Origin of the sequence: Haloferax sulfurifontis ATCC BAA-897 (assembly GCF_000337835.1) — an archaeon.
Classification (GTDB): domain Archaea; phylum Halobacteriota; class Halobacteria; order Halobacteriales; family Haloferacaceae; genus Haloferax; species Haloferax denitrificans.
Genome location: NZ_AOLM01000022.1, coordinates 99810 through 112293 on the forward strand (window position 1 = coordinate 99810; position 12484 = coordinate 112293).

Consider the following 12484-nt stretch of genomic DNA (forward strand, 5'->3'; position numbering starts at 1 on the left):
GGCCTCAGTCGCCGCCGAGTTTGGTCTGGGTCGGGCCGCCGGTGAAGGACTCGAAGTCCTCGCCCTCCGCCAGCGCCGTCTCCTTTTTCACGCGGTAGTTCCCGCCGTCGGTCACGTACAGGTCGCCGGGGTGGAAGAAGTACCAGTCCTCGCGGTCGAACCGGACGGCGATGCGGGCCTTCGCGCCGAAGTTCCGCGAGAAGTAGACGAGCGCTTCGACCTCCTCGCCGCTCAGGTAGATGGGGCGACCGCTGGAGGACTTCGCCTCGATGGCGTAGAAGACCTCGCCGTTTCCCGCGAGCACGTCGGGGAGTTCGCGCGTCGTCGCGCTCCCGGAGGCGGGCGCGCGCATGACGGCGAACCCGGCCTCGTCGAGAGCGTTGACGAGTTCGCGCTCGCGTCGGTCTCCCTTTCTGTTCGAAGACATGGTCGGGAGTCGGCCGCGGGCGGTGATAAATGGGGCGACCGGCGTCCGGGAGCGCAGTCGAAATACGCGGCGTCACTCGAAGAGCGGAACGGCGTTGCCCCACAGCGCCCGGAACTGGCGGTCGAACTCGCTGACGACGCCCGCGTCCGTCACCACGACGACGCCGAGCCGGTCGGCCGCGGACTGGGGGTGCGGGATGTCGACCGACGCGACCGTTCCGTCGACGACGTCGAACGAGACCGGCAGGTGCGGCAGGGTCCGGACCCGAACCGTCTGCGGCTTCGACGCCACGAGTTCCCGAAACTCGTCGGGGAGCGAGTCGAGCACGGGGTCGCTGAGGAGTAACGACACGCCGAGGTCGGCGCGAGCGCCCTCGAAGAACGCGTCGAACTCCGTGCGGAGCGTCTCCCACGGAGCCCGCTCGTACGGCGGGCCGACCGCGGCCGAGACGGAGTCAGTTGCCGCCCGCACGTGCTCGTGCATCGCCGTCCGCATCTCGTCGCCGCCGAGGCGGCCGAGCCAGACGCTCCCGTCGGCCGGCGGCGTCGGCAGGAGGCTCGACCGGACCGCGTCGGCCACGTCGCGGTACCGAGTCCACTCCTCGCGCAGTTCCGCGGCGCGCTCGGTCAGCAGTCGCTCGACGGCCGCGGGCGGGTCGACGGCGACGTAGCGCGTCGGCTGGGTCGACTGCGCGCGAACCAGTCGGCGCGACCGAAGCCCGTTGAGCACGTCGTAAACCCGGCCGTTCGGGACGCCGCTCGCGTCCGAGACGGTCGCGGCCGTCGCGGCCCCCGTGACGAGTAGCGTCCGGTACACCTTCTCCTCGTAGTTCGACAGGCCGAGTTCGCCGAGTTCGGTCATGTGCGGAAGTCCGTTCCCCATCAGTTAGTAATTCGATATTTCGCGTTCGGCGGCGGTGGGCAACGGACCGCAAGTGGCGGGCGATTGCAGAACGCTCATCCGGGTCGTGACTGGACCGACGGGCATGAATCCGTACGTGGTACTCGCCGGCGCAATCGCGTCGGAGCTGGTCGGAACGACCGCGCTCAAACTGTCCGCGGGGTTTTCGAAGCCCCTCCCGAGCCTCGGCGTGGTGGTCGGCTACGGCCTCGCGTTCTACCTCGTCTCGCTGACGCTGGAAGAACTCCCCATCGGCGTGGTGTACGGGACGTGGGCCGCGCTGGGTATCGTCGGCGTCGCGGCCATCGGCGTCGTCGTGTTCGACGAACCGGTCGACTTGACCGGGCTCGTCGGCCTGCTTCTCATCCTCGCGGGCGTCTACTGCGTCAACGTCCTCTCGGAGATGGCCGCACACTGAGGGCCGACACGAAGGGACCGCGCCACCAGAGCTATCTGTCGGCTGGCGGATACTGCCCGTATGAACCGCGAGAACCGCCGCGGCCTCGTCTTCCTCGTCCTCGGGGTCGCCCTCCTCGCGAACCCGCTTTTCCTCTATCCCGACGGCGTCTCCTACGAGGAGACGTACACCTACGAGGCGTCGGCGGTGGACTACCTCCCGCACACCGCCGACGCGTTCTACCGGGTCAAATCGTGCGGGTGGAACCCCCTCCAGTCGGCGGAGTGCGCCGCCATCATCGACATGGTCCGCGGCGACCCGGTCGAACTGGAGTTGGACCCGGACCGCGGCGTCGACCCCGAATTCTGGTCGTTCGACTACGTCCGGGCCGACGGCCGGTATTTCGAACCGAACGCGACCCTCGACGGGCGCACGCTCACGCTCTCGCTCCACCCGGTGTCGACCGAGACGGTCAGACGCGACCTCTCGGAAGACCTCGCCGAGTCACCGGGATACGTCCGCGAGGCCGTCCGAAACGGCAGTAGCACCGTGACCGAATCCGAACTGTACGAACCGGAGACCCACTACGTCGCGTTCGAGGGGCGGTACTACGTCGTCGAACCGGTCGAAACCGAGCGCGTCCCGACCGGCTGGGGGTGGAAAGCGCCGTCCGACGCGGCCATCGAGGCGATGCGACTCGCGGCGTGGATAGGCGGCGTCGCCTGCATCTGGCGGGCCGGCGAGTGGACCGAACGCGGCCGCTGACAGCTGTGAGAAACGAGAGAGAGAGAGAGCGCGCGGGTCGGCTTACGTCCCGTGGGCCCAGCTACCCATGTACTCGCGCTGTTCGTCGGTCATCGAGTCGAACTCGATTCCCTCGGCTTCGAGTTTGATTTCGGCGACCTCGCGGTCCAGTTCGTCGGGCACGTCGTGGACGCCGGCGTCGTAGGCGTCGCCGTTCTCGACGAGTTCGCGGACGACGACGGCCTGCACGCCGAACGACTGGTCCATGACCTCGACGGGGTGGCCCAGCGCGATGGGCGACGCGAGGTTGACGAGGCGGCCCTCGGCGAGGACGTTCAGGCGGCGGCCGTCTTCGAGTTCGTAGGCGTCGACGCCGTCGCGGGCCTCGTACTCGTCGACGGCGAGGTCCGACAGCGCCTCGAGGTCGATTTCGATGTCGAAGTGGCCGGCGTTGGCGAGGAGGACGCCGTCTTTCATGTTCTCGAAGTCCTCGCGGGTGATGACGTCGCGGTTGCCGGTGGTCGTGATGAACACGTCGCCGACCTTCGCGGCCTCCTCCATCGGCATCACGTCGTAGCCCTCCATGTGGGCTTCGAGCGCGCGACGGGGGTCGACCTCGGTGACGATGACGTTCGCGTTCTGGCCGGACGCCTTCTTGGCGACGCCCTTGCCGCAGTAGCCGTAGCCGCCGACGACGACGTTCTTGCCGGCGTACGAGAGGTTCGTCGTCATGGCGATGGTCGCCAGAGACGACTCGCCCGTGCCGTGGACGTTGTCGAACAGGCGCTTCATCGGCGTGTCGTTGACGGCGAAGACGGGGTAGTTCAGTTCGCCGTCTTCGTCCATCGCGCGGAGGCGGTGGACGCCGGTCGTGGTCTCTTCGGCCCCGCCGACGATGGTGTCGATGAGTTCGGGGTACTCCTCGTGGATGGTAAAGACCATGTCCATGCCGTCGTCGACCGTGACGGTCGGCTCGTGGGCGATGACGGCGTCGATGGCCGCGTAGTAGCCCTCGTCGTCGACGCCGCGGACGGCGTAGGAGGTGATGTCGTCGTTGGCGTCGAGCGCCGCCGACACGTCGTCGTGGGTCGAAAGCGGGTTACAGCCGGTGATGGCGACTTCCGCGCCGCCGAGCGCCAGCAGTTCGACGAGGTTCGCCGTCTTCGCCTCGACGTGCATCGCCATGCCGACGACCTCGCCGGCGAGCGGCTGTTCCGACTCGAACTGCTCGCGGAGCTCCTGCAGGATGGGCATGTGCTGGAGCGCCCAGTCCATCTTGCGTCGTCCCTCGGTCCGGGCGGCCTCGACGTCGTCGAGGTGCTCGGAGACGGGAGCGTAGTGTTCGCTCATACCCGTGGGTTCGGAGAGGGGTCCGAAAACCCTACCGAAGGCGGTCGCGCCCCCGAATCTACAAGTGTCAACCGGGAGATTGTATCGCCGAGGGCCGATGCTCGTCATAGAAAACGGCAAGACGCTCGCCGAGCAGGAGTTGTTCGCCCTGATGAGCGCCCCCGCAGTCCCGGACCTCTTGCGCGTCGCCGACGAACCGCTGACGGTCAAGGAGCTGAGCTGTCGGGCCGACGTGCCGCTGTCGACGGCCTACAGAGAGGTCAAGCGGCTCCACGAGGCGGCGCTGTTCGAGAAGTCCATCATGGTCGACCACAGCGACGGGCGACACGTCGCGCAGTACCACCGGACGTTCGAGCGCATGGAGGTCAGCGTGACCGACGACGGACTGCGCATCGAACTGGCCGGGTAGCGAGGTCGGAAGGCGGTGTGGGCGGACCAGACGGGGGGTTCAGACGGCGGCAGGCCGGCGCGGCGATTCAGACGCGCTCGCGGAGCGACGCGATTGCCTCGCGGGCGCGGGCCATCGCGGCGTCCTCCTCGAGCGTCAGCACCTCGCGGTCCCGCATCAGCACCCGCCCGTCGCAGACCGTGTGGCGGACGTCGGAGCCGCGGGCGGCGTACGCGAGGTGGCTCACGAGGTCGTTGGCGGGCGCGAGGTGCGGCGCGTCGAGGTCGACGACGGCGAGGTCGGCCGCGCCACCGACTTCGAGCGCGCCGCCGGGGAGGTCGACGGCGGCGGCGGAGCCGGCGGTCGCCATCCGCACCACGTCGGGGGCGGCGACGGCGCTGGCGTCGTCCGCGGCGAGCTTGCCGAGCATCGCGGCGTCGCGCATCTCGTCGAACATGTCGAGGTCGTTGTTCGAGGCCGCGCCGTCGGTGCCGAGGCCGACCGTGACGCCCGCGTCGAGCAGTTTCTGGACGGGAGCCATGCCGGAGGCGAGCTTCATGTTCGACGCCGGGCAGTGGACGACGCCGGTGCCCGCCTCGGCGAGCAGGTCGATTTCCGCGTCGTCGACGTGGACGCCGTGGGCGAGGAAGTCGTCGCCGGTGAGCATGCCGAGTTCCTTCGCGTACGACAGGGGCCGCTCGCCGCGCTCGTCGACGATGGGGTCGACCTCGTCGGTCGTCTCGTTGGCGTGGTAGTGGACCGGGATGCCCTCGGCGTGGGCGTCGGCGACGAACTCGCGGAGGTACTCCTCCGCGACCGTCGTCAGCGAGTGGGGCATCGCGGCGGTCCGAATCCGGCCGTCGGCCGCGCCGTCGAACTCGCGGGCCACGTCGAGGCTCTCGTCGATGTCGGCCCGCGCGTCCGCGTCGTCCTTGCCGAGCGTGACGACGCCGTGGCCGAGGCGGGCGCGGAGGCCGGCCTCGTCGACCGCGGCGGCGATTTCGGGGACGTGGAAGTACATGTCCGCGAACGCGGTGGTCCCCGACTTAATCATCTCCACGAGACCGAGTTCCGCGCCGGCGCGCACGTCCTCGGGCGTGAGCGCGGCCTCGGCGGGCCAGATGTCCTCGCGGAGCCACGCGTCGAGCGGCTTGTCGTCGGCGTAGCCGCGCAGGAGCGTCATCGCCACGTGACAGTGGGCGTTGACCAGACCCGGCGTGACGAGACAGCCCTCGGCGTCGAGCGTCTCGTCGGCGTCGGCGTCGAGGTCCGCGCCGATATCGAGAATCGTCCCCTCGTCTCGGTCCACCAGTACGTCCGCGTCCTCGACCGTCGCGTCGGGGCGGAGCACCTGTCCGCCCGCGATTCGGAGCGTGTTCATGTCGCTCGTTCGGGTCGGTGGGGTGGTGAATCCACCGTCTCGCGGCCGCGAGACGCAACCGCCGAGTTCGCCGCGGAGCGGCCGGGATACCGGCGGTAGTCCGATTCCCGAAAATCGAGAACGAGCACCCCCGCTTAGGTCCGAACCCCAAGTATCGGGGGACATGGAGCCCCCGTCGAACCTCGCGCTCGTTCCGGGGCACGTCCAAGCAAGTCCGTGGATGACCGCGGTCGTCGTCCTCGCGGGCGTCTCGTCGGTCACGCTGGCCGCGCTCGGCGTCGCCGTCTTCCTCCGGCGGCGGACGCGGTCGCACCTGCTCGTCGCGCTGGCGCTGTTGGCGTTCGCGTCGCGGGCGGCCGTCGCGGCGCTGACGCTCACCGGCGTCCTCTCCGAGTTCGACCACCACGTGGTCGAACACTTCTTGGACCTCGTGATGGCCGGCCTCGTCCTCGCGGCCATCTACTACGCCCGGAGCATCGAGCGCGAGGCGGGGGTCAACGACCCATGAGTGAGACACGAACCCGCGTCGCCGACCACATCAAGCACAGTCCGGGAGTCCACTTCAACGAGCTCGTTCGCGCGCTCGACCTCGCCCCCGGCCAGGTACAACACCACGTCCGCAGACTGCTCTCCGACGAGACGGTCCGTCGCGCCGAGTTCTACGGGCGGACGCACTACTTCCCCCCGGAGTTCGACGCGTGGGAGCGCGGCACGCTCGCGCTCGTCCGCCGGGAGACCGCCCGCGACATCCTCGGCCACCTCCTCGAACACGGCGACGCCCGCCCCGACGACGTGGCCGACGACATCGGCGTCGCCCGGAGCACGCTGGAGTGGCACCTCGACCACCTCGTCGAGCGCGACGTGGTCCGCAAGGAGCGCGACCTGCACAACCGCGTGACGCTCGTCCTCACCCACCCCGAGCGGACGACCCGGCTGTTAGACGACGTGTCGCCGTCGCTCCCCGAGCGGTTCGTCGACCGGTTCGACCGCCTGCTCGACCACCTCGTCGAAGGGTAGCCGCGGGTCCCGAGAGCGGTCCTACGCTTCCGTCTCGCCCGCGCCGCCCGCGTCTCGGAGCCGCCCGATACGCGACGCCAGCGACGGCTCGAACGAGAGGAACGACCCCGCGCGGCCGGTGTCGACCTCGTCGGCGGTCGCGTCGAGCGCGTCGGCGACGGCCGCGCGTCCGACCCGCTGTGCCGCCGCCTCGTCGGCCCGGTAGATGAGCCGTTTGCTCGCGTACTCGCCGGTCACGAGAACTATCACGCCGATTCCGGCGAACGTCAAGAACGACAGGACGAATCCGAACGGCGGCCACGCGACGCCCAAGAAGACGAGCCCGGCCGCCGCGCCCACGGTGAACAGTCGAAGCTCGTAGACGAACCGGCCGAGTCGCGCGGCGTCAACCGCCAACAGCGCCGTAACCGCCTCGTCGTCGTAGCGGTCGAGAAGCGAGTCTGTGAGAAAGAGCGTCTTCCGCCCGACCGGGCCGCGAGTGAGGTGGTCCGAGCGATGGCCGCCGCCGTCGAGGAGGCGAATCCGAGCGACCGAGAGACCGGCGCGGTCGCACAGGCGGTCGAGTCGCTCGCGCGTCGCGGCCGCGGGGGCCGCCGTCGTCTGCGAGACGCCGACGAGCGGTGCCGAAAAGACGTATGCGGCGGCTACGAACGCAAGCATGGTGAGCAGGCCGCTGGTCTCCAAGACCCGGAATTCGACTTGTAGCGCGGTCACCACGCAGAAGACGAGCGCCGCGATGAAGAGCTGATAGCGGAACATCTTCGCGGCGGCCGTTCCCGCACCTATATCGGCGTCTCGAACGCGCCTCGCCACGGGGAACGCGCCCAAGTACGAGACGGTCGCCACGACCGCGGCACCGACAGCCACGAGCGCCCAGCCGAAAATCGCCCACGGCCAGTCGGTCGGGAGACCGACGGAAGTGAGGACCGCCCGGTCCGCGTTCGTCCACCAGACGACGCCGACGAACAGGATGGCGGCGTAGAGCCAGTTGCTTCGAACCCGTTTTCTGAACCGCTGGACGGACGAACCGCGGCGCTCGTGGAACGCGGCGCTGAGCCGCGACCAGCCGGCACCGAGGAGGGAGACGCCGACGAGCGCGCCGGCGAACGTAACGGGAGCCATAGATGACACTTCACAGATGTGTCAAAAAACCGTTCCGGCTTGCGAAAGTCAATTACCTCCGGGACGTGACGGGCAGGTATGCGAATCGCCGTGCCCAACAAGGGCCGCCTGCACGAACCGACGATTGAACTCCTGGAGCGTGCGGGACTACACCTCGACAACGGTGCCGAGCGCAAACTCTACGCCGGGACCGTCGACCCCGACGTGACCGTGTTGTTCGCCCGCGCCGCCGACATCCCCGAGTACGTCCGCGACGGGGCCGCCGAGGTCGGCGTCACGGGCCTCGACCAGGTCCGCGAGTCGGGCCACGAACTCGAAGACCTGCTCGATTTGGAGTACGGCAAGTGTCGGCTCGTCCTCGCCGCGCCCGAGGACGGCGACATCGAGACCGTCGAGGACGTGTCGGGCAAGGTCGTCGCCACCGAGTTCCCGCACATCGCGCGGACCTACTTCGAGGCCGAGGGCATTGACGCCGAGGTCGTCGAGGTCACGGGCGCGACCGAACTGACGCCCCACGTCGAGATGGCCGACGCCATCATCGACATCACCTCGACCGGAACGACCCTGCGGGTGAACCGCCTCGCCGTCATCGACGAGGTGCTGTCGTCGTCGGTTCGGCTGTTCGCCCGCCCCGACGTGGTCGACGACCCGAAGGTCCAGCAGTTGCTCATGGCGCTCGAATCCGTCCGCTCGGCGGAGGGCAAGCGCTACCTGATGATGAACGCGCCGCGCGAGAAACTCGACGACGTAAAGGAGGTCATCCCCGGTCTCGGCGGCCCGACCGTGATGGACGTCGCCGGCGACTCGACCGTGGCGGTCCACGCCGTCGTGAACGAACGCGACGTGTTCGAGGTCGTCAGCGACCTGAAGAACGTCGGCGCGAGCGGCATCCTCGTCACCGAAATCGAGCGGTTGGTCGAGTAAGCGGCGCACCCGTCGCGCCGAGTGTCAGTTTTTCACTGTTTCCAGCGCAACTCCGGCACCGTGACCGACGGGTCGAACCCGAGGTCGCCGCGGCGCGCCCGGACGTAGGCCGCGATGCAGACCGCGCCGAGGACGATTGCGCCGATGCCGAGCAGACCGGCCTCGGGGCCGAACGCGCCGCCGGTAATCACGTCGGGGCCGCGTTCCGTCGTCTCGACGAGCGACGTGCCGAAGTCGAGGCCGCTGACCGCGAAGCCGAAGACGCCGCCCTGCACGAAGTTCCACGAGATGTGGACGCCCGTCGGGATGGCGAGGTCGCCGGTGAGCGCGTAGCCGAGGCCGAGCATGACGCCCGCGAGCGTGATGCTGAGCGTGCTCGTCAGGCCCGCGTTCGGGTTGGCGTAGTGGGCGACGCCGAACACGGCCGACGAGACCGCGAGGCCGCCGGCGACCGCCGCGTCCGGGTCGAACCGCCAGCGGAGGCCCTCGGCGACGTCGGTGAGGACGACGCCTCGAAGCAGGAGTTCCTCGGCGATGCCGACGACGACGAAGAACGCCAGAAGCGAGCCGACGCCGAGCAGTCGGTCGACGCCGAGCGGGGCGGGCGAGACCGAAATCCAGTCGGCGGCGACGCCGACGACGAAGACGGCGGCCATCAGCCCCGTTCCGAGCGCGAGTCCGAACCCGAGGTCGGCCGCCCACTCGCGGTCGAGTCCGAGCCCGAGGTCCGCGACGGTCCGCCTATCGACGTACCGCGCGACGACGAGCGCGGCGAGGCCGCTCGCGCCGACCGAGACGAGCGAGACGACGAGCGACACGAGTCGGCTGGATGCGGCGAGGTCACCGAGGGCCGTCGAAAGCGAGAGTCCGACCGCGAGCGAGACGACGACGAAGACGACGGGCGTCGCGAGCAGTCGAAACGGCGCGCGCGGCCGGCGTTCCGTGTCGTTCCAGAGGAGGCGACGGGGAGACACGGCGGGGAATTCGACGGCCTCGGTCAAGAAGGTACGGCGGGAGCGTCAGAACGGCGCGGTCATGAGGATGGCGGAGAGGCCGAACAGGACGAGGCCCAGCAGTACCGAGACGACGAAGTGGATGGTCACCACGTACGCCGACAGGCGGTTCGACCGGCCGTAGAGGAACTTGACGAAGCCGAAGTCGAGGCCGAGTGCGAGCGCGAGCGCGACGAAGGAGTTCCAGCCGAAGGTGGTGAAGACGACGGCGATGGCCGCCGGGACCGGCCCGACGGCGAACGCCTTCTTGAGTTCCACGTCGCCGAGGACGTTCCGCGCGGCGATGTGGGCGGTGAGAGAGAGGAACAGCGCGAACAGCGCGAACGTTCCGGCGACGGCCGTGACCGGCGCACCGGCGGCCGTCTGCAAGGTGAGCGCGTCCATATCGGCCCGAGGGACGCGACTGACTTAGGTCCGGTCGATTCGAGTCCCGGTCGCGTGGTGCGGCCGGGCGACCCACTGCGTTAGAACGACCCGTTGAGGAGACCGAGTTCGGAGAGGCGCGAGATGATGACGTCGACCGCCGCCTCGGCGTCTTTCGGCTGTTTGCCGCCCGTGATGACGAGTTTGCCCGACCCGAAGAGAAGGGCGACGACGCTCGGTTCGTCGAGGCGATAGACGAGCCCCGGGAACTGCTCCGGTTCGTACTCGATGTTTTCGAGGCCGAGGCCGATGGCGATGGCGTTGAGGTTCAGGTTCTCGCCGAGGTCGGCGCTCGTGACGATGTTCTGAACGGTGATTTCGGGGTCGTCGTCGACCGGAATCTGAAGCTCGCGGAGCTTGTCGAAGACGATTTCGAGGCTCTCGTGGACGTCGTCGGTCGACTTCGCGCCGGTACAGACGATTTTCCCGGACCGAAAGATGAGCGCCGCGGACTTCGGCTCCTGCGTCCGGTAGACGAGTCCCGGAAACTGCTCGGGGTCGTAGTCGGCACCCTCGAGGTCCATCGCCACGCTCTGGAGGTCGAGCTCTTGGCCGATTCCCGTGGAGGCGACGACGTTTTCGATGTTGATTGTGTCCTTGGGGTCGGTCATACAACGATTTAAGGCACGTATTTAAGGGTTAAAAAGATTGGTGCAAGAAGTTGACAGCTTACGTACGACGGCGAATAATACGGGCGTTTCTGACGGTGACGACCGACCCAAGTAATGTCAGAGAGATTGGAACTACGAGGCGAGCGACCCCCGGTCTGAGCACCCAGTAGGTGGCGAAGAACAGGGCGACTGAGACGAGTTTTAACACCGCGAACGAGCCGGGGCCGGGGTCGCCGCCGGAGATGCGTCGCACGATGGGGTTTCCCTCCTGCACGCCGGCCGTCCTGACCCCGAGAACGGTCGTGACGTAGTCGCCGAGCCCGTAGGTGAGCGCCGCCGCGCCCCAGGAGATGGCGTCGAGAGAGGCCATGGGGGTGAATTCGGAGCGCCCGATATAAGTCTCGCCGTCGCCGAGGTGTCAGGTTCGGCGGGGTCGCAGTCGGTCCGGAGCGGCCGACACCATCGCGGGCGCGACGACGACCGATACCCTCATTTCCGCGGCCCGTCAGGTCCGAGCGTGTACGGACTGGAACTCGCCGGCGAGGAAGACGCCTTCGCCGCCCGCGAGGCCGAGGCGGCCGCGACGGGCGTGACGGTCGTCGCCCCCGGCCTCGCCACCGCCCGCGGCGTCGAACCCGAGCGCGCGAGGCGACTCGCCTACACCCGTCGCGTCGTCGAACTGGTCGGGCGGTGCGACCCCGACATCGACGCCGCCCGCGCCGTCGTCGCGGCCGCGAACGTCGACCGCGAGGGGACAGTCGCCGTCCGCGCCCGCGACGTGCGAGGGCTCACCGATATCAGCACGACCGACGCCGAGCGCGAACTCGGGTCGGCGCTCGTCGACCGCGGCTTCGGCGTCGACTTGGACGACCCCGACCACGAGCTTCGGGTCTACTTCTCCGAAGACGCCTGTCTCGTCGGCTGGACCGCCGTCGAGGCCGTCCGCGACTTCGCCGACCGGAAGCCGACCGACAGACCGTTCTTCCAGCCGGGGAGCATGGCCCCCGTGGACGCCCGCGCCTTCGTCAACATGGCCGGCGCGGAGCCCGGAGCCCGGATTCTGGACCCGATGTGCGGCACCGGCGGCGTCCTCCTCGAAGCGGGCCTCGTCGGGGCCGACGTGGTCGGCGTCGACGCCCAAGCGAAGATGGTCGGCGGCGCGCGGGAGAACCTGCGTCACTACGTCGGCTCCGGCGACGTGGTCCGCGGCGACGCCACCGCGCTCCCCTTCCGCGACGACTCCATGGACGGCGCGGTGTTCGACGCCCCCTACGGCCGGCAGTCGAAAATCGCGCGCCACTCGCTTTCGGACCTCGTCGGCGGGGCGCTGGCTGAGGTCCGCCGGGTCGCCCCCGAGTGCGTGATGGTCGCCGACCGGTCGTGGACCGAGGAGGCCGAAGACGCCGGCTGGGAGGTCGAACGGGTGTTCGAGCGACGGGTCCACCGGTCGCTGGTGCGGTACGTGCATCTCCTGCATCGGTAATCGGAATCGCCGGCCGACGAGCCGTCGCAGTCACGGTTTCCATTCAGCCGCCCGACAGGACTATCCCCCAGCGCGTCGAAGCGAGCGCATGTACCGTAGGGTTCGAAACGCCGTCGCCGAGGCGTACGACCCCGACCCGCGGGCGGCGACCATCGTCGCGATGGGGTCGGCGTTCCTGCTGTTTTCGCTCCTGTCGTACCCGGACGGTTCGAGCCCGTACTACCTGTTCGGTCTCGTGGTGGCAGTCTTCTCACTCGTCGTCTCGGTGGCGATGCTCGCCGTCGAGAAACTCCGGTAGTCGGGG

17 protein-coding genes are annotated in these 12484 nt (G+C 69.0%); 8 read left to right on the forward strand and 9 right to left on the reverse strand.

The genetic code is table 11. The annotated features are described in order from the left end of the window. Positions 1-4: 4 nt before the first annotated feature. Both hjc and C441_RS13400 read right to left on the reverse strand, forming a co-directional pair. Entirely contained in the window at positions 5-427 is a 423-nt protein-coding gene (gene hjc, locus C441_RS13395; protein ID WP_007275553.1) for a Holliday junction resolvase Hjc, read from the reverse strand. Between the two features lie 72 nt (positions 428-499). After that, positions 500-1288, reverse strand: a complete 789-nt coding sequence (locus tag C441_RS13400; protein ID WP_049920596.1) for a TrmB family transcriptional regulator — start codon at positions 1286-1288, stop codon at positions 500-502. 124 nt (positions 1289-1412) lie between these two features. On the opposite strand from C441_RS13400, the gene C441_RS13405 reads away from it, so the two are divergent. Together C441_RS13405 and C441_RS13410 are read left to right on the forward strand one after the other, a co-directional pair. Then, the gene (locus C441_RS13405) at positions 1413-1745 is read left to right on the forward strand and encodes a DMT family transporter (RefSeq protein ID WP_007275555.1); all 333 of its coding nucleotides are present in this window, start codon (positions 1413-1415) and stop codon (positions 1743-1745) included. A 60-nt stretch (positions 1746-1805) separates the two neighbouring features. Further along, a complete protein-coding gene (locus C441_RS13410; protein ID WP_007275556.1) occupies positions 1806-2489 on the forward strand; it encodes a hypothetical protein in 684 nt (227 codons plus the stop codon). A gap of 42 nt (positions 2490-2531) precedes the next feature. Here C441_RS13410 and C441_RS13415 read toward each other — a convergent pair whose 3' ends face one another. Next, positions 2532-3818, reverse strand: coding sequence for an adenosylhomocysteinase (locus C441_RS13415; protein ID WP_007275557.1), 1287 nt, complete (start codon positions 3816-3818; stop codon positions 2532-2534). A 97-nt stretch (positions 3819-3915) separates the two neighbouring features. Between C441_RS13415 and C441_RS13420 the strand changes: the two genes are divergently transcribed. Continuing rightward, positions 3916-4227, forward strand: coding sequence for a helix-turn-helix transcriptional regulator (locus C441_RS13420; protein ID WP_007275558.1), 312 nt, complete (start codon positions 3916-3918; stop codon positions 4225-4227). Between the two features lie 67 nt (positions 4228-4294). Here C441_RS13420 and C441_RS13425 read toward each other — a convergent pair whose 3' ends face one another. Next, positions 4295-5587 (reverse strand): amidohydrolase, encoded by a 1293-nt coding sequence (locus C441_RS13425; protein WP_007275559.1) that lies wholly within the window; start codon positions 5585-5587, stop codon positions 4295-4297. A 163-nt stretch (positions 5588-5750) separates the two neighbouring features. On the opposite strand from C441_RS13425, the gene C441_RS13430 reads away from it, so the two are divergent. Continuing rightward, positions 5751-6095, forward strand: a complete 345-nt coding sequence (locus C441_RS13430) for a DUF7471 family protein (protein ID WP_007275560.1) — start codon at positions 5751-5753, stop codon at positions 6093-6095. Then, positions 6092-6604, forward strand: coding sequence for a winged helix-turn-helix transcriptional regulator (locus C441_RS13435; protein ID WP_004968912.1), 513 nt, complete (start codon positions 6092-6094; stop codon positions 6602-6604). The genes C441_RS13430 and C441_RS13435 overlap by 4 nt, the downstream gene beginning before the upstream one ends. 21 nt (positions 6605-6625) lie before the next feature. Here the strand turns inward: C441_RS13435 and C441_RS13440 are convergent, their stop codons facing one another. After that, on the reverse strand, positions 6626-7726 hold the full coding sequence (locus C441_RS13440) for a hypothetical protein (RefSeq protein ID WP_007275561.1): 1101 nt from the start codon (positions 7724-7726) through the stop codon (positions 6626-6628). Positions 7727-7804: 78 nt separating this feature from the next. On the opposite strand from C441_RS13440, the gene hisG reads away from it, so the two are divergent. Next, positions 7805-8650 carry an ATP phosphoribosyltransferase gene (gene hisG, locus C441_RS13445; protein ID WP_007275562.1) on the forward strand — a complete coding sequence of 282 codons (846 nt, stop codon included), beginning with the start codon at positions 7805-7807 and terminating at the stop codon, positions 8648-8650. A gap of 32 nt (positions 8651-8682) precedes the next feature. Here hisG and C441_RS13450 read toward each other — a convergent pair whose 3' ends face one another. The 4 genes from C441_RS13450 to C441_RS13465 form a co-directional block, all read right to left on the reverse strand. Then, complete coding sequence (locus C441_RS13450; protein WP_007275563.1) at positions 8683-9651, reverse strand: CPBP family intramembrane glutamic endopeptidase; 969 nt, start codon at positions 9649-9651, stop codon at positions 8683-8685. A gap of 18 nt (positions 9652-9669) precedes the next feature. After that, complete coding sequence (locus tag C441_RS13455) at positions 9670-10047, reverse strand: DUF7473 family protein (protein ID WP_007275564.1); 378 nt, start codon at positions 10045-10047, stop codon at positions 9670-9672. Between the two features lie 80 nt (positions 10048-10127). Then, positions 10128-10697, reverse strand: a complete 570-nt coding sequence (locus tag C441_RS13460) for a TATA-box-binding protein (protein WP_004968907.1) — start codon at positions 10695-10697, stop codon at positions 10128-10130. A 58-nt stretch (positions 10698-10755) separates the two neighbouring features. Beyond that, positions 10756-11067 (reverse strand): DUF5658 family protein, encoded by a 312-nt coding sequence (locus C441_RS13465; protein ID WP_007275565.1) that lies wholly within the window; start codon positions 11065-11067, stop codon positions 10756-10758. Positions 11068-11223: 156 nt separating this feature from the next. Between C441_RS13465 and C441_RS13470 the strand changes: the two genes are divergently transcribed. Beyond that, entirely contained in the window at positions 11224-12180 is a 957-nt protein-coding gene (locus tag C441_RS13470; RefSeq protein ID WP_049920597.1) for a methyltransferase domain-containing protein, read from the forward strand. 88 nt (positions 12181-12268) lie between these two features. Continuing rightward, entirely contained in the window at positions 12269-12478 is a 210-nt protein-coding gene (locus C441_RS13475; RefSeq protein ID WP_007275567.1) for a hypothetical protein, read from the forward strand. Positions 12479-12484: the final 6 nt, after the last annotated feature.